17 protein-coding genes and 1 riboswitch are annotated in these 19,675 nt (G+C 45.4%); of the genes, 2 read left to right on the forward strand and 15 right to left on the reverse strand.

Features of this window, described 5'->3' with window-relative positions; genetic code table 11:
• Nucleotides 1–128: 128 nt before the first annotated feature.
• The 12 genes from MH117_RS20625 to metA all read right to left on the reverse strand — a co-directional run bounded on the left by MH117_RS20625 (nt 129) and on the right by metA (nt 13,794).
• Nucleotides 129–539, reverse strand: a complete 411-nt coding sequence (locus tag MH117_RS20625) for a YugN family protein (RefSeq protein WP_239331989.1) — start codon at nt 537–539, stop codon at nt 129–131.
• A gap of 47 nt (nt 540–586) precedes the next feature.
• A complete protein-coding gene (locus tag MH117_RS20630; protein ID WP_239331991.1) occupies nt 587–1,240 on the reverse strand; it encodes a response regulator in 654 nt (217 codons plus the stop codon).
• Nucleotides 1,237–2,328, reverse strand: coding sequence for a HAMP domain-containing sensor histidine kinase (locus MH117_RS20635; RefSeq protein ID WP_343224477.1), 1,092 nt, complete (start codon nt 2,326–2,328; stop codon nt 1,237–1,239). The genes MH117_RS20630 and MH117_RS20635 overlap by 4 nt, the downstream gene beginning before the upstream one ends.
• Before the next feature lie 11 nt (nt 2,329–2,339).
• Nucleotides 2,340–3,389, reverse strand: coding sequence for a cell wall-active antibiotics response protein LiaF (gene liaF, locus MH117_RS20640; RefSeq protein ID WP_239331995.1), 1,050 nt, complete (start codon nt 3,387–3,389; stop codon nt 2,340–2,342).
• Between the two features lie 499 nt (nt 3,390–3,888).
• Complete coding sequence (locus MH117_RS20645) at nt 3,889–4,026, reverse strand: hypothetical protein (protein ID WP_239331997.1); 138 nt, start codon at nt 4,024–4,026, stop codon at nt 3,889–3,891.
• 168 nt (nt 4,027–4,194) lie between these two features.
• On the reverse strand, nt 4,195–5,055 hold the full coding sequence (locus MH117_RS20650) for a 3D domain-containing protein (RefSeq protein WP_239331999.1): 861 nt from the start codon (nt 5,053–5,055) through the stop codon (nt 4,195–4,197).
• A gap of 387 nt (nt 5,056–5,442) precedes the next feature.
• Nucleotides 5,443–7,407 carry a threonine--tRNA ligase gene (gene thrS, locus MH117_RS20655; protein WP_239332001.1) on the reverse strand — a complete coding sequence of 655 codons (1,965 nt, stop codon included), beginning with the start codon at nt 7,405–7,407 and terminating at the stop codon, nt 5,443–5,445.
• A gap of 487 nt (nt 7,408–7,894) precedes the next feature.
• Nucleotides 7,895–8,815, reverse strand: a complete 921-nt coding sequence (gene ytxC / locus MH117_RS20660) for a putative sporulation protein YtxC (protein WP_239332003.1) — start codon at nt 8,813–8,815, stop codon at nt 7,895–7,897.
• 274 nt (nt 8,816–9,089) lie between these two features.
• Entirely contained in the window at nt 9,090–10,232 is a 1,143-nt protein-coding gene (gene mqnC, locus MH117_RS20665; protein WP_275444767.1) for a cyclic dehypoxanthinyl futalosine synthase, read from the reverse strand.
• Between the two features lie 240 nt (nt 10,233–10,472).
• Nucleotides 10,473–11,639, reverse strand: coding sequence for a trans-sulfuration enzyme family protein (locus tag MH117_RS20670; RefSeq protein WP_239332005.1), 1,167 nt, complete (start codon nt 11,637–11,639; stop codon nt 10,473–10,475).
• Between the two features lie 3 nt (nt 11,640–11,642).
• Nucleotides 11,643–12,851: an aminotransferase class I/II-fold pyridoxal phosphate-dependent enzyme gene (locus MH117_RS20675; protein ID WP_239332007.1), complete on the reverse strand. Its 1,209-nt coding sequence runs from the start codon at nt 12,849–12,851 to the stop codon at nt 11,643–11,645.
• 1 nt (nt 12,852) lies between these two features.
• On the reverse strand, nt 12,853–13,794 hold the full coding sequence (metA, locus tag MH117_RS20680; protein WP_239332009.1) for a homoserine O-acetyltransferase MetA: 942 nt from the start codon (nt 13,792–13,794) through the stop codon (nt 12,853–12,855).
• 138 nt (nt 13,795–13,932) lie between these two features.
• Nucleotides 13,933–14,073: riboswitch (SAM riboswitch) on the reverse strand.
• Nucleotides 14,074–14,578: 505 nt separating this feature from the next.
• On the opposite strand from metA, the gene corA reads away from it, so the two are divergent.
• Nucleotides 14,579–15,514 (forward strand): magnesium/cobalt transporter CorA, encoded by a 936-nt coding sequence (corA, locus tag MH117_RS20685; RefSeq protein WP_239332387.1) that lies wholly within the window; start codon nt 14,579–14,581, stop codon nt 15,512–15,514.
• 92 nt (nt 15,515–15,606) lie between these two features.
• Here corA and MH117_RS20690 read toward each other — a convergent pair whose 3' ends face one another.
• Nucleotides 15,607–16,728, reverse strand: a complete 1,122-nt coding sequence (locus MH117_RS20690; RefSeq protein WP_239332011.1) for an HRDC domain-containing protein — start codon at nt 16,726–16,728, stop codon at nt 15,607–15,609.
• Between the two features lie 245 nt (nt 16,729–16,973).
• On the opposite strand from MH117_RS20690, the gene MH117_RS20695 reads away from it, so the two are divergent.
• Nucleotides 16,974–17,267, forward strand: coding sequence for a DUF3055 domain-containing protein (locus MH117_RS20695; protein ID WP_239332013.1), 294 nt, complete (start codon nt 16,974–16,976; stop codon nt 17,265–17,267).
• Nucleotides 17,268–17,404: 137 nt separating this feature from the next.
• On the opposite strand, the gene MH117_RS20700 is transcribed toward MH117_RS20695, so the two are convergent.
• Both MH117_RS20700 and MH117_RS20705 read right to left on the reverse strand, forming a co-directional pair.
• The gene (locus MH117_RS20700) at nt 17,405–18,589 is read right to left on the reverse strand and encodes a phosphodiester glycosidase family protein (RefSeq protein ID WP_239332015.1); all 1,185 of its coding nucleotides are present in this window, start codon (nt 18,587–18,589) and stop codon (nt 17,405–17,407) included.
• 159 nt (nt 18,590–18,748) lie between these two features.
• Nucleotides 18,749–19,654 carry a 5'-3' exonuclease gene (locus MH117_RS20705; RefSeq protein WP_239332017.1) on the reverse strand — a complete coding sequence of 302 codons (906 nt, stop codon included), beginning with the start codon at nt 19,652–19,654 and terminating at the stop codon, nt 18,749–18,751.
• Nucleotides 19,655–19,675: the final 21 nt, after the last annotated feature.

Raw genomic sequence — 19,675 nt, forward strand, 5'->3', positions numbered from 1 at the left:
ACTCCCAACCTTAAACTTACCTTAAAAAGAACATAAAACACAATAAAACCTATTCAATCAACAAAAAAACAGCCCGTTGCTCAGCCTCCATAGACTGGAGACACGAGATAAGCTGCTTTCTAGTGGTATTATTTGTTTAATTTGTATTCAATCTGCTGGATAAGCTGTCTGCCCGCCTTCCATTCTTCATCGGACACTTCGGCATCTGGCTGCACAGGAGTTTGAAATTGATCAATCATTGCACCCATCAGGTGCATCTCAGCGTGCGGGTCGTTGCCACGCTGTACAACATGCTTCAGGACCAATGGACTACGCAGCTCAATAATCGTCTCATTATCTGATTCTGCGTCAAAGTGTCCGTCGATCGCTAGAAACGGGATGCGTACAACAACATCCTGGTGTGTCTCGACCACCTTGTCAAAGCTGCCGCCTTCGTAATTCCAATTCCCTCCGACTGCGTAGCCGCATGATTCTAATACTTCCTTAATCCCATCATATCGATATTGACGTCCAGAAATCAAACTGTCTATTTCACGCATGCTAACAACCTTCTTCCTAACGATAGTTACCATTAGGATGATTCAACTCAACTTAATTTAACCCAGCCTTTTCGATGGGCAAATACAGCCAACTGCGTACGATCCTGCATCTCGCATTTCATAAGCAGATTAGAGACATGCGTCTTTACCGTTTTAATGCTGATATGGAGCTCATCCGAAATATCTTTATTCGACTTGCCATCCGCAATCAGAAGGAGTACTTCTTTTTCACGCTCCGTTAATCCTTCATCATCAGGCCGTGCTGCACGTTTGCGAAGACCACGTGTCAATGCCTGTGACACTTCTCCGCTCATAACAGGCATTCCGCGATAGGCGCCGCGAATCGCATAGATAAGATCTTCCGCCGAGACGGTTTTCAGTACATAGCTGGTTGCTCCCGCTTGGATAGCAGCTACAACCTGCTCATCTTCCATAAAGCTCGTCAGCATGACAATACGAAGCTTGGGATACTTCAAGATAAGCTGTCTAGTCGCCTCGACTCCGTCCATATCCGGCATCATCAAGTCCATCAGCACCAGATCAGGCAACTCATCACTTCGCTGGCTGATCTGATCGATTGCATCTATTCCTCCACTTGCTTCCCCAATCACATCAATATCAGGATCAAGCATCAAGTATGTCTTCAAGCCGAGTCGGACCATCTCATGGTCATCCACGAGAAATACGGTCATCTTGCTCATTCGCTTCGCCCTCCACCTTGTTTCATTCCGTCTTCTAATTGCACGATAACGGCTTGTTGTTCATTTCCTTCAAATAAAGGAATGTATACCCGAATTGTTGTGCCTGCTCCTGGCTGGCTGACAAGGTCCATATGTCCACCTAACTTGTCCACACGTTCCCTCATCGTAGATAATCCGTAACTGCCCCCGTGTGCAGTCTTGTTCATATCGAACCCTCTGCCATCATCCGCGACTACAAGTACAATTCGGCTATCTGCTTCCTGCATCGTCAGGGTCACTTGCCTTGCCTGCGCATGCTTAACGACATTAGCCATTGCTTCCTGTATCATTAAGAAACATTGATGTTCTTTCACTTCCGATAAGCCTTCATGCAATTGAATGTCGATCTTGCCCTTGAGTCCGTTCTGATTGCAATAGTCAGGGAACCAGCGCTCCAGCGCTTCTTCCAGCGTTCTGCCGTCCAATTCGATCGGACGCAACTGCGCGATCAGCCCCCTCATCTGTCTCTGGGCAATATGAGACATCTGAATAAGCTGCTCAACGACCACCTTCGCGCGGTTCATATCCATTTCCATTACCTTCGGCAGCGAGGACGATGACATATGCAACGCAAAAAGCTGCTGACTGACCGTATCATGCAGGTCACGTGCCAGCCGCTTTCGCTCTTCTTGTACAATCGCTTCACTTTCTCGTTCCCAGTCGATCATCTGCTGTTCAGACAGCTTTTGCAGAAGACGCAGCTTATGTTCCATCGTCTGCATCATTGCATTAAAATCAGTGTAGAGACGGGCAAAAGAAGCGTCCTCATCATCAGGAATTCGGGCAGACCAATTCCCTTTGGTCACCTGCATCATACTCAAATGAAGCACATCCAACCTTCGCTGCAAGCGAACACCAGATATATATCCAGTAATTGCCGATACAATCAGCACGGTTATAATGCCGTACAGCCACCAGTTTAAGCCATTGCCCCATTCTCCACCGTGAACTAATCCGAACCAGAGCACGCTAATGATGACACACCCAGATATAATAAAAGTGAAAAGCAATTCCCACTTTGCACTCCGGGCATTACGAAACCACTTCATCACCATGCTTTCTACCCTACCTTCATTACTTTGACATCACCAATAAACGTGTTTACAATAATTCGCACTTTCTTTCCAGCTTCGTAGAACTGTGGTGTTTCTGCTTGTACATTACGAAGGAAACCGCCCTCTTCCATATCCAATACACGTACATCGCCGATAAAGGATGTTGAGGTCACAACTACACCCAAGTCTACATCATTCGGAATGTATACCTTTACATCACCGACAAAGCTTGAAATGTTAATCTTGGTTTCGCCGTAAGGAACTTGAGCTTTGGTCAAATCAAGTGTGGTATCCCCAATAAAATGAGATACGTTCATCGGTTTAAGCTCCCAAAAATCCTGTCCCATATGAATGTCACCGATAAAACCCGATTTGTTCACAACTGTACGATGCTTGCCAAACATGGGCTCACTGTACATACGACCTTTATCTTCATTATTTGTAGTAAATTGTTTATGTGGTTCTGATTCATAATTGTAGTTATGCGGCCGAGTCCCTGCCCCTGTATTGCCGTTCGTCTCACTTTCGTTGGACTGCTTGTTATCGGCGGAGTAATTAACATCCTTAAAGGGGTCCGGGTAGTTGGTGTAATCAGGATAATCCGAAACGTCCTCCTTACCATTGTTACAACCGGACTTCCATTGCTGCTTTTGCGCTTTCCATTCTTTGCGTTTGCCTCTCCATTCCTCCCGATTAGCTCTCCACTCCTGGCGATTGTTCCGGTGTCGAGTGTGACGAGGACGGAACAAAATAAAAATTCCCCCTACGATCAGTGCAAACGGAAATGCGAGCTTGATAAAGTCCCCCATGGATAACGTCACAATACCTAGATTCCTCAATAAGAAGTAAACACCTACCCCTAATGGGAACACACCCCAGAAACCACCTTGCAACAACCCGCTAAGTCCCACAAATATTACGATGAGTGGCCAATAGGTGCGTATTAAATCTCCAATATCAAATGATACGTAACCCCATTGATGCAACAGGAACACAAGTCCGATACAGATCAGTACGAAACCGCCTAACCATCTTCCGCGATTGTACTCGTTCATTTTAATCCCTCGCTTTATTATGATGCATTCGATTTGCTGCGTTATCTTTACTTATACTTGTATTGTAAAGGAAATAAAAGCTGCCGAATAGCGCCGAGGGATTGAATCCGCTCTCAGTCTCCAGACTGAGAAGTTGGTAAATCAGACCATGATCATACAAAAAATGATAAAAGCGAAGCTATACTGCCAATTATCCGCTTGCGCTCAAGTATCAGCAAACAAACCAGCACAGCTCATGTAGAACAAACCAGCTACGTCTGATTGTACGTGTGACTTCAACTTCTAACGGCAAGGCACATCTAAGCAGCTCATGTTATGGCATATGAATGAATGCATCCAGCCTGATGAACAGCTCTCTTTATTTATAGCAAAGGGGTCTCGGAAATTATGCTATTTCAACCGAAAAAGGCTGTCTCTTGGTCATCTAGCGATGACTTTTAAGACAGCCCTTTACATCAATTATTTTGCAGTGAGTTACCTTACACTCGTGCTGCATTTATTATTGTTGCTGCGGTTTTTGAGATTGCCCTTTAGCTGGCTTGCTGGTAGCATTGGATAAACCTGCTGCCTCAGCAGCAAATTCAGCATCAAAGCTTTGGTTAGCACCCAATTTAGAGTTTTTGTTGTTTTTACCCATCTGATGTCACCTCCTATACGATCATGCTGTCGCAATACCAAACGTTAAGAGTACACTTTCGTGTCTCCATCAAGTATTATGCGAATCGTATAGACGCAATATGCAGTTAATCAGATGGTGCAATCCACCATCTCTAACAATCAGACACACACCAGTGTGAGCATATGACTATAATGGTTTTTTCGGCATGCCACGATGCTTAATAACCGTTTCATTCAGCTGGTTTAATAATTTTTCTGTAACTTTACCCTGACCAAGCTTAATAACCTGAACGTCGACTTCCTTTTTTCCCCATTGCTTATAAACTTGCTTTGTTGTGTCAAAATAAAGATCTAATTTCTTCCCTTTAATTTTCGAGCCAATATCTGCGACAATACCATACCCGTATCCTGGAATGTATAAAATAGTCCCCAGTGGAAATACGGACAAATCTGCTGCAATCGTGGACACATAATCACGTCGCACTTTGACTCCAGAATAGGTAATACCATACTCTGGATGACCTGGCTTCTTCCCAGTCGACTCAATACCTGCTGTATAACCAGTCGCAACCACCGTTACTTCCTTTTCAACCTGTGCTTGCACAGGTGCGTACAACTCATCGTTATAAAGCGAGCGGCCTGTCGTCGACACGGCTTGATCCTTATTCTTCTTTGGTGTGATAGCAGATCTATTTTGCGCGTCTACATATACAAATAGGGTGGATCGTTGTACCGTCTGATGAGCAGCTTTCATACTTACTGTATTTTGTTGAAGGTGATGAACTGCATCGTGTACTACCTTCACATTGTTGGAATAGAACCAATTCTCAATTGTATTCCATGCTAGCTCCTTACGCTGATGCTGATTCAAGATACCCTGAGTAATGTGTGCTGCTTGCACTTGAGCATATGGTTCACTCACCAAGCTTACTCCTAATACAACGATCATGCAGCACACCCACATCGACAACCTGTTCACTTTCACGATGATGTCACTCCACACAGTTAATGTTCTTTGTTTGCTACCATTCATGCGTATTGTAAACATATGGTCACTCCTCCCTAGTGGGAAGGATGTCCAGCGCCATTTTCTTTTATTCATTTTCGACAAAAAAAGAACGCCTACGACATCAAGAGGCACCGCGATCTGAATATATAATTACAACTTTTGATATGGCTGTGAAACTCCCCTCCTTTCTTTTCGTGATACGATGTATACGCTTATCCGAGCGAATGCCACCACTTTCGACCCTTATAGACTGTACCAATCCATGCTTCTTTCACTTAATTTTTTGATTTGAATATAAATTAATATTTTCTAACTCATAACAAACAAAAAAAGCTCGGCCATATGCTTAATAGCATATGGCCGAGCTTCGAGTATCTAATGCAGAGCAGGAAGATGATTCATATCGAACCTGCATCTACTCCATATTTATTCTGCTTCCACTTTTACTTCCGGCATTTTGCGTGTACGAATCTCTTCGTTCAGCATGGCAATCGCCTCATTCAACGACATCATGCCCAGATCACCATGGCCGCGTTTACGAACGGATACTGCTCCGTTATTCTTCTCATTCTCACCCACGACGAGCATGTAAGACATCTTCTCCAGCTGTGCTTCACGAATCTTATAACCAAGCTTCTCGTTACGTACATCTGCCTCAACGCGGATACCGGCTTCGCGCAGCTGCTCTTCGACTTCTTTGGCAAACTCCTCATAGTTCGGTGATACTGGCAGAATCTTAGCTTGCACCGGCGACAACCACAACGGCAAAGCACCAGCAAAGTTCTCAAGCAAGAAAGCTGTCATGCGTTCCATCGTACTAATGATGCCTCGGTGAATAACTACCGGACGGTGCTTCAATCCGTCCTCTCCAACATACTCCAGTTGGAAACGTTCTGGCAGCAAGAAGTCCAACTGCGCCGTTCCAAGTGTCTCTTCCTTACCAAGCGCAGTCTTGATTTGCACATCCACTTTAGGGCCGTAGAATGCAGCCTCTCCTTCTGCTTCAAAGAATGGCAAGCCCATCTCTTCCACAACCTCACGCAGCATACGCTGCGACATTTCCCACATCGCATCGTCTGGGAAATACTTCTCCGTATCCTGCGGATCACGGTAAGACAAGCGGAAACGGTACTCTTTAATGCCGAAGTCCTCGTATACTTTGCGCAGCAAGTTAATAACACGTGCGAACTCTTCTTTGATCTGATCCGGACGACAGAAGATGTGCGCGTCGTTTAGCGTCATCGCTCGTACGCGGTGCAAGCCTGTTAACGCACCCGACATCTCATAACGATGCATCATACCCAGTTCTGCAATACGAATAGGCAGATCGCGATAACTGCGCATATCGCTCTTGTATACCATCATGTGATGCGGACAGTTCATTGGGCGAAGCACAAGCTCCTCGTTGTCCATTACCATCGTAGGGAACATATCCTCTTGATAGTGTTCCCAGTGACCGGATGTCTTGTACAACTCTACGTTTGCCAATACGGGTGTATATACGTGGTTGTAGCCGAGACGCTCCTCCATGTCAACAATATAACGCTCCATCGTACGACGAAGTGTAGCACCGTTAGGAAGCCAGATTGGCAGGCCTTGTCCCACTTCACGTGAGAATGTAAAGATCTTCAGCTCTTTTCCCAGCTTGCGATGATCACGTTTCTTCGCCTCTTCCAGATAATGAAGATACTCATCAAGCTGCGTTTTCTTTACAAACGCTGTTCCATAAATACGCTGCAGCATTTTGTTTTTGGCATCGCCTCTCCAATAAGCGCCTGCCAAGTTGAGCAATTTGAATACTTTTAGTTTGGATGTGCTTGGCACGTGCGGTCCGCGGCACAAATCGAAGAACTCGCCTTGATCATAGATCGTAAGCTCTGAATCCGCAGGGAGATCGTTTATTAGCTCTAATTTTAAAGGATCACCAATCTCTTCGTAAATACGAAGCGCTTCTTCGCGAGATACGACGCGACGACGAATCGGCAAATTCTCGTTTACGATACGCTCCATCTCTTTTTCAATCTTAACCAGATCCTCAGGCGTCAGCGATATGTTCATATCGATATCGTAATAGAAACCTTCTTCAATGACAGGTCCAATACCAAGCTTAACATCGGCATCCTTATACAACCGTTTGATCGCCTGCGCCATTAAGTGAGCAGAGCTGTGACGAATGACCTCCAATCCCTCTTCCGAATCAGGCGTTACGATCGCAACAGCCGCATCTTCATTAATTGGAGTGTACAGGTCAACCACTTTTCCATTCAACTTACCTGCTACCGCATTTTTCTTCAGTCCGCTGCTGATTGATGCTGCCACATCTTCAATTGTCGCTCCGCGCTCGTACTCACGAACAGCACCATCTGGTAAAGTTACTCGTATCATAGACATGTATGAGCTCCCCCTCATTTCTACTGATTTGTAATCATGTTATAAAAAACAAAAAAACACCCGCCCTCTAGAAGGGACGAGTGTTGTTGTTTATACCCGTGGTTCCACCCTCATTTGAACCATCCAATTCGTGCCAATCAGGCACAAATATTCGCTACGGCCCACTTCAGGAGCTGAGGCGACGGAATAATTCCTTGAGTCATTCGCTAACGAGAATGATTCGTTGAATGATACTACATACGACAGCCTGTAAACAAGCTTGTGATCGTTCCCATTCAAAGCTCTAAAGGGGTAAATGCCTATGCGTACCGAAGGGAATTCCAGCCTAGTTCCCTCTCTCTGTCCGGACGACCATTTGCATTCATGTCTTCGTCATCGCTGCATATAGATGTAAACTTTAATATGGGATATTATATGCGAAATCAAGGAGACGGTCAAGTAATCTGTACACCTCTTATTTCTTGACCGCTTACTATTTACTACATATTTAAGGAACCAAGTCCTGAGACTTCCAATTACTCGTTAAATATGGGTCACATGAAGTGCAGTAGACGCATACATGAACCCGCGCTTCAAATATTTGTTGGATCGTTTTGATCACTTGAGATTCTGGATCACGTGTATGAATGACGATATGACCCGGCGAGACATTAATGAGCGTACTTACGATCATATCTTCCATTTCCATATCACAATCGATCATCTCAACGACCATCCCATCTACAACGTGGGACGGTTCAATCGGCTGCCATTGTTCATCCAGCAGCGTAAATTCATGGCAGCCTTTGTGCATTAGGTGGGCCATTGGAATTTTCGTATCCTGAATGTATACAAAGTACTTCAGCAGACTAATAAATTCTTGATATTGGCGTTCCAGCACATATTCATCAATTGCATAATCAACCACTTCGCGCAGCTCTGTCATGTAGCTTTCCAAGCGAAACCGAATAAATCCGTCAACATTTAACACGGTGTGCTCTTCAAGGTAAAGCTGCAAGGCTTTGGATACTTTACTCTTTCGTCTGCGCCTTACTTCAGGAGAACCATGGTCCTCATAGCCATTTAGCAATTGATAGCAGTATACTTCAATCTTCTTGCGATCCGCATCCTCAACGTGCTTTTCTTTTGCAATCAAAGCACGTATGAGCGCTCCTTCCTTTATGGCTAAAATATACTCTGCAACGGCACTAGCTGCACGTTTCCATACATCCTGTCCATGAACTTTAAGCTGGAATTCAGGCAATAAGCCGGTGCATGTCACGCCTGCTATTTTGTCTGTTCGGAAAGTGTCTAATGTAATTCTGCTTGAACTTGTATGTAAATCGCCCATCTCACATTTCAATAGCTCAGTTAAGGATTCCAGCTCTTTAAGCTGTGCACTGGGAATGGATACGGTGAACAGTTCCATGAAGCTCACTCCTTTCTGTTCCTTATTCAGTATATGGGTGCCTAGAACCATATATACGAAGTGAGATTTGGTAATCCATTCAGACGTTAACAGAACATGCCTGGTATACAGGCTCTTTATCTTCCCATCCCTTTCAGATATCGTATGTGAACTGTACGGTTTCGTGGCTTGGCTGCACAGGTTCTGCTTTAAGCTTCATACATGCAAAAAAACGTATCAAGAATAATAGCCCCCTTGGCTAATATTCTCAATACGCTTAGGATGTGGATTGATATTAATTCTGCATAATAAAGTCGCGTGCTACAGCATTCTTCTCGTCATTAAACACTTGTAAAATGTTGTACTGTGTATCCCGCTGCGCAGGTACTTTACCAGCTTCTCGAATAATGCGTAAAATACTCTCAATATTGACCTTATGTGTGGCGCCAGCTGCGGATACAACATTTTCCTCGATCATCGTACTACCGAAGTCATTGCAGCCATAACTTAATGTTTGCTTGCCTACTTCTGGCCCCATCGTCACCCATGACGATTGGAAGTTAGGGATATTATCCAGGAAAATACGGCTGATGGCAAGTGTCTTCAAATACTGTTCAGGCGTAACCCGTTCTGCCTTCATATTGGTATTATCCGGTTGGAATGTCCATGGGATAAATGCCAAAAATCCTCGTGATGGATAATTAAATTCCTTGCATTCATCTTGTGCGATCCGAATACGCTCCAAATGGAGCGCACGCTCTTCCATCGATTCGCCGAAGCCGATGACCATCGTGCCTGTAGTCGTCATACCAACTTTGTGTGCAGTCTGCATAACGTCCATCCACTCTCGCCAAGTACCCTTTAAACGGCTGATCTTACGACGAGTGCGGTCGTCCAATATTTCTGCACCGCCGCCTGGCAGCGAGTCGAGACCCGCTTGATGGATCTGACGCACAACCTCTTCAAGGGACAATCCCTCCGACACTTCTTTCATCTTCCATATTTCAGCCGGTGAGAAAGAATGCATCGTAATCTTAGGAAAACGCTGCTTAATTTCCTTTAACAAATCCGTATAATAGCTAAACGGCAAATTAGGGTTCGTGCCGCCCTGCATCAAAATTTCAGTGCCGTTAACATCAAGTGTTTCTTGAATCTTCTGGAAAATCACTTCGTTCGGCAGTACGTAACCTTCCTTCGATCCAGGCGCTCTGTAGAAAGCGCAGAACCGACAGTAAGTGTCACATACATTCGTATAGTTAATATTACGTCCAATAACAAATGTCGCGATCGGGTCTGGATGCCACTTCTTCATAATCTCGTTAGCGACATGTCCCATCTTCTCGACCTGATCAGATTCGAACAGCGTTACGCATTCTTCTGCATTGATGCGCTCACCGCGCAAAGCTTTGTCTAAAATGCGATCTACCGGTGATATCATCGTCACCGTCACTTCCTCTCCTATTAGGATGCACGGATTCAACGGCCAAGCTCGTCGTATGTTGAAACTGTATTCGTACGTGCAATAAGTTATGAATAATAAACTTGATTCTGAAAACTAATAATCATCGTAACATAGTTTACCCCAGAAAAATACCCCCTTCACCATCGACGAAACCGATACATTTTAGCAATAAAATATATCGGTTTATCCGGCAAAGCAGGGTATTCATAAACCATCTCAATTCGTGTTCAATGCCTGTTCCAAGTCAGCTAGTAAATCTTCAATGTGCTCCAGACCGACAGAGAAACGAAGCAGACCATCCGTAATTCCTCTTTCTGCACGTACTTCCGGTGGCATTGCAGCATGTGACATCATAGCCGGGTACGATAAAATACTTTCCACTGCTCCCAAGCTGACGGCGACAAGCGGCAAACGAACCTTATTTAACACTTGTTTGGCCCGTTCGCCTGAACCTACATCAAATGATACGACAGCTCCGTATCCACTCGATTGCTGTTCATGTATTTCCCGTCCTGGGTGGTTAGGCAGCCCTGGATAATACACATTAACGATATCCTCTCGCTCACTCAACCACACAGCCAACCTGCGTGCGCTCTCTTCACTTTGCTTCATTCGAGCTTCTAATGTTTTCATGCCGCGAATAAGCAGCCAGCTATCCTGCACACCAAGCACCGTGCCAAGCCCATTCTGCAGCACTTTTACTTGGTGTCCTAGATCTTGATCATGTGTCACGATAAGGCCTGCAAGCACATCGCTGTGTCCTCCAAGGAACTTGGTGGCACTATGGATGACGATATCCACGCCTAGTTCAATCGGTCGTTGATGATATGGAGTCATAAACGTATTGTCCACCAATGTAAGGAGTCCTTTGGACTTGGCCCATGCGGTTACGGCCGCAATGTCGGTAATTCTAAGCGTCGGGTTGGATGGCGTCTCCATGTATACAGCTTTCGTATTCGGGCGAATAGCTGCCTGAACCTGCGTGATATCCGTCATGTCTACAAAAGTGGATTCAATGTTTAAGCGATTCAACACTGTAGTCAGCAAACGATATGTACCGCCGTATACATCCTCCGTAACGATGACATGATCACCTGCCGAAAATAAAAGAAAGGCCGTAGATATAGCCGCCATACCGGATGCAAATGCAAAGCCTCGCTTGCCGCCTTCCAATACCGTAATATAATCCTCTAATGCCTCGCGTGTCGGATTGCCTGAGCGGGAGTAATCATGACGCGGCGGATTATAAATATCTTCATGATGAAACGTCGAAGCTTGGATAATCGGAACGCTCGAAGCCCCCGTATGCTTACACACCTCACTGCCAAAATGAATAAGTCGCGTTGCGAACTGATCGTTATGATGTCCCTGACTCTGACTCATGCTCTACACCCCTTTTGCTTCCAAAACAGGCGTTGACGCCAACTCTTCCTTGGCGGCAGATAACGCTTGTTCCAGGTCTGCAATAATGTCATCTACATGTTCGATTCCAACAGAGAAACGCAGCAGGCGATCATCAACACCTACAGCTTCCCGAATTTCTTGCGGGATGTCCGCATGGGTCTGAACTGCAGGATAGGTCATTAGTGATTCCACACCGCCCAGACTCTCCGCAAATGCAATTAGCTTAATATGACGTAAGATCGGCTCCACATAACGAGCATCACGCAAGCGGAACGATAATATTCCGGTGTTGCCTGATGATTGTTTGCGTTGGATCACATAGCCCGGGTGATCCACAAGTGCTGGATAATAAACCGTGTCTATTGATTCGTGTGTATTAAGCCACTCTGCAACACGTGTAGCGTTGTATTCATGCCGCTCCATACGCAGCGCTAACGTCTTCATTCCGCGCATGAGCTGATAAGAGTCACTCGGACTAAGCACAGCACCAATAGAATTATGAAGGAAAGCCATCTCTTCGGACAATTCTTTACCCTTTGTCACGATAAGTCCAGCAAGTACATCATTGTGTCCGCCCAAATATTTGGTAGCACTGTGTACGATAATATCCGCTCCCAGCTCAATCGGACGCTGGAAAAACGGCGTAAGTAATGTATTGTCCACGATTGTCAGCATGTTATGGGACTGCGCCCACTTGGCAACAGCTTCAATATCGGTAATCATCATAAGCGGATTCGTAGGGGTCTCGATAAATATAGCTTTAGTGGACGGTTGACGAACGGATTCTATCGCCTCAAGATCGTTTGTATCCACATAAGAAGCCGTCACACCAAACCGGGACAGCAGTCGTTCTAGCATACGATAGGTGCCACCGTATAGATCCAAAGAGACAATCAAGTGATCACCTTGTCCGAATAGGGCAAAGACGGTCTGAAGCGCCGCCATGCCCGAACTACAGGCAAAACCTGCATCTCCGCGCTCTAACAAGGCAGCCGCATCCTCCAACACCGCCCGAGTCGGGTTCTTGGTCCGAATGTAATCAAAACCTGTACTCTGTCCTAGGCGAGGATGCCGATACGCGGTAGCTTGATAAATTGGGAAGGTTACTGCGCCTGTCGTCGGCTCCTGAATGGAACCAATTTGCGCTAATTGGCTTTCCATCCGATAAGACTGCTCGTCACGGTTAATCATGCTATACACCTGCCCCTTCTTTACGTACTGCTACAGAACGTAGTTCATACGGCGTTTCTTGGTATACATAGTAGTTAAGCCAGTTGGAAAAAAGTAAGTTGGCGTGCCCTTTCCATGTTGAACGCGGTGTTTTGGTCGAATCATCATTAGGATAGTAGTTACACGGCAGCTCCATCTCCATTCCTTTAGCAACATCCCGATCATACTCCCACTTCAATGTACACGTGTCATATTCGGAATGGCCTGTTACAAAGATATGACGTCCGTCTTCGCTCGCTACCAAGTATACGCCTGCTTCGTCCGACTCAGATAAAATTTCCAAGCCTTTCTTCTGCTCAATGTCCTCTCTGCGGACTTCCGTATGACGAGATTGTGGTACTAGAAATAACTCATCAAAGCCGCGAGTCAACTTGACATTCTCCTTGCTCAATGAATGGTGGAATACACCAAAACACTTATTAGAAAGCGGATGTTTGGGTACACCGTAATGATAATACAGCCCAGCTTGTGAGGCCCAACAAATATGCATGGTTGATGTCACATGATCCTTGGACCACTCCATGATGTCGCAGAGTTCCTTCCAATAGGTTACCTCTTCGTATTCCATTTGCTCAACAGGAGCACCTGTAATGATCATGCCGTCAAATTGTTCATTTTCTACATCTTCAAATGTCTTATAGAAGGACGACAGATGCTCCGCCGAAGTATTTTTGGATACGTGGGTCGCAGGATGAAGCAACGTCACATCCACTTGCAGCGGCGTATTCCCGATTAGACGTAACAACTGTGTTTCAGTGGTCTCTTTTGTCGGCATTAAGTTAAGTATAACAATTCGCAGCGGACGAATATCTTGTGTATAAGCGCGTGATTCGTCCATGACGAATATGTTCTCCTGAGTCAATATTTCTTTCGCCGGCAAATGGTCCGGTATTTTAATCGGCATGACGCTCTCCCCCTTCGAAATGTGTCCTGAAAGATGAACAATAACGTAAGCAAATTCGACTTTTGTTAAAATTGAATACAAAAAAACCTTTCTCTGTATGATACGAGAAAGGTCATGCCTGCATATATTCATGCGCCTCTCTCATCTATCAGCTGCCGGGCGCAAAACATTCGTCTACACCATGCATCTGCAAGAATTAGCACCGCTGCGCAAAACATACTGCTTGCGCCGGTTGCCGGGTATCATCGGGCTTGTCCCTCCACCTGCTCTTGATAAGATTGCCATTTGCTTATGAAATTGGTCATCAATTGGACTTGGTAATAATTTAAGGCATTGGCAAGCATTTCGTCAAGAGTCAAATCACATGTAATGGCAGCACACCATATATTGAAGGCATAAGTTTCATCTGATTATCCCTTGAAAGGCTACTAATGCCGCGTTATACTAGACAAGTGCTTCAGACCTAACGGATTAAAAGCACTTGTTTACATTCTATTTTGTAGAGGTGAATTTCGGATGGATGGCGACCCGAGGCCGTGCCACGGTAAGAACGGACAACCGAATATGACGATTCGACGATCACGTAAGCTTGTGCTTGTGGCTGTCGTTAGTTGTTCGCGCTTGAGGGACCCTATTATGGTGTCCTTACACGCCTGACTCTGTTTATTCACTCAACACTGTGAACAACTTCACCATCCCCGCATCTTCACGTTGCTAGTTATGAATCGTCATGATAACGACGACGCAAGCTACCGATAAGCGGTGGTATGAAGGAGTGATGGTGATGAAAATACGTCTCGTCAACGACGGTGTGTTTACACCGATCGAAGACATTAATGTCACATTGACCCCGCCTGATGCAGGATTCTACTGGATCGATGCGGACGTTGATGATCTTCTTGTATTACAGCCGATGTTTCATATTCACGATCTCGCAGTTGAGGATTGCCTAAGTGAGGATGAACAGCGGCCGAAGATGGAAATATACGAAGGTCATTACTTCATTGTGATTAACAGCATTCGGTTTGATGATGAAGAAATATTTCTCCGTGCTTTAAATATTTTTCTTGGCAAACACTATCTAATTACCGTTACCAAGCAGAAAATTAATGAATTGCGTACCGTTAAGCCCTTGCTGTGGGAACAGGAAGTGAGCACGCCGGACCGTATGCTCTATATACTTGCTGACACCGTTGTAGACAACTACTTTACGGTTGCGGATCGAATTGAAGCCAAGATTGACAATCTTGAGGAAGTCGTACTCGTAAATGCGAAGAAATCTCACTTAAACGAAATCATTAATCTGCGAAGCGAGATCTTGTGGCTTAAGAAGGGACTAGGTCCGCAGAAGGAAGTACTCCTTGTTCTGTATCGCAAAGACTTGCGGCTTATTGATGATAACCTTCAGAAATATTTTCGCGACATTTATGAAAATGCTGTTAAAGTAGCTGAAACATTTGAAACGTTCCGCGACTTAATGGCAAACTTACGAGAGTCTTACCAATCAAGCATTGCAAACCGTGCCAATGAAATCATGCGCGTCTTTACGGCCGTTACAACGATCTTTATGCCCCTGACCTTCATTACCGGCTTCTACGGCATGAACTTTGATTATGTGCCATTTATGCATAACGAATACGGCTCGTTATATGTCAGCGGCTTTATGCTGGCACTCGCCCTGTTTATGTTGTATTGGTTCCGTAAGAAGGATTGGCTGTAAACTTAACAATTGAACAGGTTCATTTCCTGCATAATCCGCCCGCTAATCAATAATGGTTAGCGGGCTATATGTATACTCGATCAGCTTGTAATCTAAGCCGTCTGCCTTCCCTGCTTCTTGTCACTTGACGTTCCTTCTGCCGGCGTATTTGGTGCTTTGTTAATACTTAATTCTTGTACTTCATCCTGATTCCCTGTTACTTGACCGTTCAATGTCATTCTTACGAGCCGAATGTATTCATATTTGCGCTGCAATTCACCACTTGCCATCTGCAAGGCGTCCTCTCCATACACACGAACGAATACCGGTTTTAAGTATTCAACCCCCAATTCTGCAAGTGCAGCTATAATGGATTGACGTTCCTCACTTGAAATTATGGATAGCTCCAGCTCAATAAAGTCATGGATGTCATAACCGTCTGCGACTAATGCTTCGATCCGTACTAGCAATTCTCTTCGATCTATTTTCAAGTGCCCTGTCAACTGCTCAGCCGACATCTGATTCTGTATCCCTTCGAGTAACATTCGACGTTCTACAAGTTTTCCAAATTCATTATTCAGTTTGGCCTGCTCCTGCTCATAAACCCACTTGAGAAATACCGGTTCAGACACTGTTTCTCGCACCCAGTTCAATGGGAATTCCGCAGCGCGTCCGATCGTCTTCGTTATTGCCGTGATCGACTCCGCATACGCCCTTACCTTAGCCTCGCCGAATCCCGGCAACTGCCGCAGCTCTTCTGCAGAATAAGGCACAAATGCACTTACCAGTCTAAGCATTCGATTCGTTGCAATCCAGAATGGCGCCCTCTTCAAGGTAATCGCTTGTTCTCTGCGCCACGCCGTTAAACGTTCATACAGCGTATCATTAACGTTCAGGTCTCCGTAGCAGTTGATCCATTCGTTATGCTCTTTCATACGCCGCTCATGAATATTCGTATCTGGCATGAAGCCAAGAGCAGGCTGAAATCCAATGCTAAGCAAGCGTGCCATGCCCGCTCGAAGCGCCGCCCGCATCTCAAGCCAGACCCCACCTTCATACCAAGTGACGGATTCCTGCTGTATATGGTTGTCCGTTATGTCGTCCACTTGATCAGACACGCCTGTCTCCCACAATACAATCCATTTTCCTTCTTCCTCACCAGCACTTACAAGCCCGGTAATAGTCACTCCGGCTGCTGTCACCTTCTCCATTCGTGTCATCCATACTACTAGCATATCGCCTTACCTCCTATTGAAAAATAATAGTCCTTCATAACAATCCGGCGATATGCAGGCATCAAAAAGGAAGCACGCCTTCAACGTATATCGTCGTCGAAGAGGTGCTTCCTCATCCTAGTTATGAATTTAAGCTTATTATAGCATGACCATCTTTTCTGTCAATATTAGGATCGTTATTCCTATCCAATATTTGACGTAATGGGCTATAATGAGAACGTTATCTATGGAGGGGGCGAGTGGGGATGAATCACGAATTAGACTTTCTATCTGATTACACCGAAGATACAACATCACGTTTTGTGACATTTATAGGGGAAAGCTTGCATCGCTTTGACCTTGCCGTAACAACGACAAGCCGCTTCTACGGCAAGAAGCTGGTAACCGATCTGCAAAGCGGGATTACAGGCATCATCGGTCAAGATGACTTAAAAGACGAAGGTTATTTAGAAGCGCATTTTAAATTAGGCATTGAAGAAGCTGAGGAGCTTCGTCAGTTTTTATACCTGGTCGTAGGGGAAGCCCATTTTACCGATTAGCGGCCGTCAACTTCAGTTCAAGCAGCAAATAGAAGCAGGCAATAGTGCCTGCTTCTATTTGTGTCATCCACACCACTTTAAAATAAATGGACTCCCACCCGCAGTCCAGCCGATTATCTTTTGGTTTGACTTATGAGCTACGGCTTACGGAACAGTAAAGCATTGCTCAGCGCGCGCCCTGGTTCAGTCATCATTTTGCCATTAGCGTATAGGCCTGACGATGCTCCTCCATCCAGATTCATCGCCTGCTTCGCACCAAGCTGCTTCCAGATCGCCGCCCACTGGCTCATCGTTGCCGAAGGGACCGTCGCCAGCATCACCGAGCCATCCGGCATAACACCTATACCGCTGCGCGTAGCGGACAGACTTAATATTTTGTCCTGCTTAAAGCCTTCTTGCGCAGGATTCAAGGCAATTCGGCCATCTTTGACTAATCTAGGCCCAGCTCCAATTGCTGTCTGAACCTCGGACCAATCCAACTGGTTGCCTGCTGTATTCGTATACTTGGTCTGTACATCAACAAGATCACCTACAGCAAATCTGTCCGCCATACGCTTTTCCTTGCCTGTATAAACAAGTACAAAGCCGTTTGCCGGGATGGCGACATTTTTACCAGCAGCAACCTCTTTGACGATACCTTGCTCAACCACTACTGCTTTGCCATATGTAAATCCGATGTTTTTGCCACGCATTGGGGTGTAAAGAACAGCCGAAGAACCGTCTTTTGCTGGTGTTCGATTCACAAAATAGGTATACCAATTGTTCTTCTTCCCTGTCGCCTTGCTCTCCACGGTACCCGTAATCTGGATGCGAAGTGTGTCCATCAACACATTGCCTTGTCGATCAAAACCGATTATCGTTCCCGTATTGCCCACATGTTCTATCTTTCCGTTAATAATTAACGTTCCCCACGGTTCTGGTACTCCAGTGTAAGCCTCAAAGAACGTACCATTTATGGCAGCTACGGCTTGATTGGCTTTGACGATAGCGCCAAGACCGGCAGAAGTTCCATACTGCTGCTTGCCAAATGTCGAGGATACTCGATAGCCCTTAGGAATCGTGACAGTAGATACCTTAAAAGTCTGCTTACCCGTTTGGACAGACTTCAGTTGAGCCTTTGGAGCAGCAAGCGGGGCATTTTGGGATACGGATACCGCTTTTATCGACCCAACTGCTTGCGCTGTATTGACTTGATAAGGTACAGCAAGCGTAATCGTTACACTTAGTGCAGTGACAAGCGCAGCTATTTTTAACATAAATGTACTTCTTTGTCTGTCTGGTTGTGCCCCACTTATAATTGGAGCCGTATGTTTCTGACGCAATGCACTCTTCCTTCCCTATGTATCAGATCTTGATGCCAAATTACATCACTCTTCTACTGCTGTACAAACCTAACTCAAGATTGGCCTGTAGCAGCAGGATCTGTGCAATACCGAGTGCTGGATATACACCCGGCATTGCGCATTTCAATCCTTCTATGTTTAAGACACTCCTGTAAAGGCAATCATGCTTTTCATTTCCAGCCGTTCAAAGATCAATTTCACTTCTTCAGCATCCGGAGCAAACACACATGCATCCAGCTCACATTCCAACGGAACCTCACATTCTATGCGAGCCAGTTGTCTGGATAAATGCAGCATATCCAAATCCGCTTCAATCTTCGTACGAACCCCTTTGGTCAGCTCATGCATATGGTCTAAAATACCTTCAATCGTACCGTATTGCTGCACAAGCTTGTACGCTGTTTTCTCGCCGATGCCGCGAACACCCGGATAATTATCAGACGTATCTCCCATCAATCCTTTAACATCTATCACTTGTTCAGGAGTTAATTGACGTTCTTCCATCAAGTAGTCCGGGCTGTAAACAGCATAATTGCCATGGCCCTTCTTCATGATAATCACCTTCGTGTGCTCATGGACAAGCTGCAGCATATCGTGATCCCCTGTCAAGATCATAACATCATTCTGATCTCGATAAATGCGTGCCAGTGTCCCAATACAATCATCTGCTTCATAACCTTCACAAGATACATTTGGTATGCCGAAGGAATCCATGACATCACGGATAAGTTGGAATTGAGGCACTAGATCCTCTGGACACTCCGCTCGATTGGCTTTATATTCGGAAAATTGCTGCGAACGGAACGTCTTGCTGCTTAAATCCCAGCAGCATATGATATGAGAGGGCTTAAATCGTTCTACCGCATCCCAGAAATAACGAATAAAACCAAAGATTGCATTGGTAGGCGTGCCGTCACTCATCCTACGGATTGATCCGCCGTAAGCAGTTGCATAGTAAGCACGAAACAGCACAGCCATCCCGTCAACCAGCAGCACGCTTGGCCTCTGGCTTATAGCTGTGTTTAATTCTTGATCCTGCATCATATATTAAAATGCTCCTTTCGC

Source organism: Paenibacillus sp. ACRRX (assembly GCF_022346885.1).
Taxonomy (GTDB): domain Bacteria; phylum Bacillota; class Bacilli; order Paenibacillales; family Paenibacillaceae; genus Paenibacillus_B.

Excerpts from the sequence above, each read along its gene's own strand:
- MH117_RS20625 (WP_239331989.1), bottom strand. The coding sequence starts at position 539 with ATGCGTGAAATAGACAGTTTGATTTCTGGACGTCAATATCGATATGAT.
- MH117_RS20630 (WP_239331991.1), bottom strand. The coding sequence starts at position 1,240 with ATGAGCAAGATGACCGTATTTCTCGTGGATGACCATGAGATGGTCCGA.
- MH117_RS20635 (WP_343224477.1), bottom strand. The coding sequence starts at position 2,328 with ATGAAGTGGTTTCGTAATGCCCGGAGTGCAAAGTGGGAATTGCTTTTC.
- liaF (WP_239331995.1), bottom strand. The coding sequence starts at position 3,389 with ATGAACGAGTACAATCGCGGAAGATGGTTAGGCGGTTTCGTACTGATC.
- MH117_RS20645 (WP_239331997.1), bottom strand. The coding sequence starts at position 4,026 with ATGGGTAAAAACAACAAAAACTCTAAATTGGGTGCTAACCAAAGCTTT.
- MH117_RS20650 (WP_239331999.1), bottom strand. The coding sequence starts at position 5,055 with ATGTTTACAATACGCATGAATGGTAGCAAACAAAGAACATTAACTGTG.
- thrS (WP_239332001.1), bottom strand. The coding sequence starts at position 7,407 with ATGTCTATGATACGAGTAACTTTACCAGATGGTGCTGTTCGTGAGTAC.
- ytxC (WP_239332003.1), bottom strand. The coding sequence starts at position 8,815 with ATGGAACTGTTCACCGTATCCATTCCCAGTGCACAGCTTAAAGAGCTG.
- mqnC (WP_275444767.1), bottom strand. The coding sequence starts at position 10,232 with ATGATATCACCGGTAGATCGCATTTTAGACAAAGCTTTGCGCGGTGAG.
- MH117_RS20670 (WP_239332005.1), bottom strand. The coding sequence starts at position 11,639 with ATGAGTCAGAGTCAGGGACATCATAACGATCAGTTCGCAACGCGACTT.
- MH117_RS20675 (WP_239332007.1), bottom strand. The coding sequence starts at position 12,851 with ATGATTAACCGTGACGAGCAGTCTTATCGGATGGAAAGCCAATTAGCG.
- metA (WP_239332009.1), bottom strand. The coding sequence starts at position 13,794 with ATGCCGATTAAAATACCGGACCATTTGCCGGCGAAAGAAATATTGACT.
- corA (WP_239332387.1), top strand. The coding sequence starts at position 14,579 with ATGAAAATACGTCTCGTCAACGACGGTGTGTTTACACCGATCGAAGAC.
- MH117_RS20690 (WP_239332011.1), bottom strand. The coding sequence starts at position 16,728 with ATGCTAGTAGTATGGATGACACGAATGGAGAAGGTGACAGCAGCCGGA.
- MH117_RS20695 (WP_239332013.1), top strand. The coding sequence starts at position 16,974 with ATGAATCACGAATTAGACTTTCTATCTGATTACACCGAAGATACAACA.
- MH117_RS20705 (WP_239332017.1), bottom strand. The coding sequence starts at position 19,654 with ATGATGCAGGATCAAGAATTAAACACAGCTATAAGCCAGAGGCCAAGC.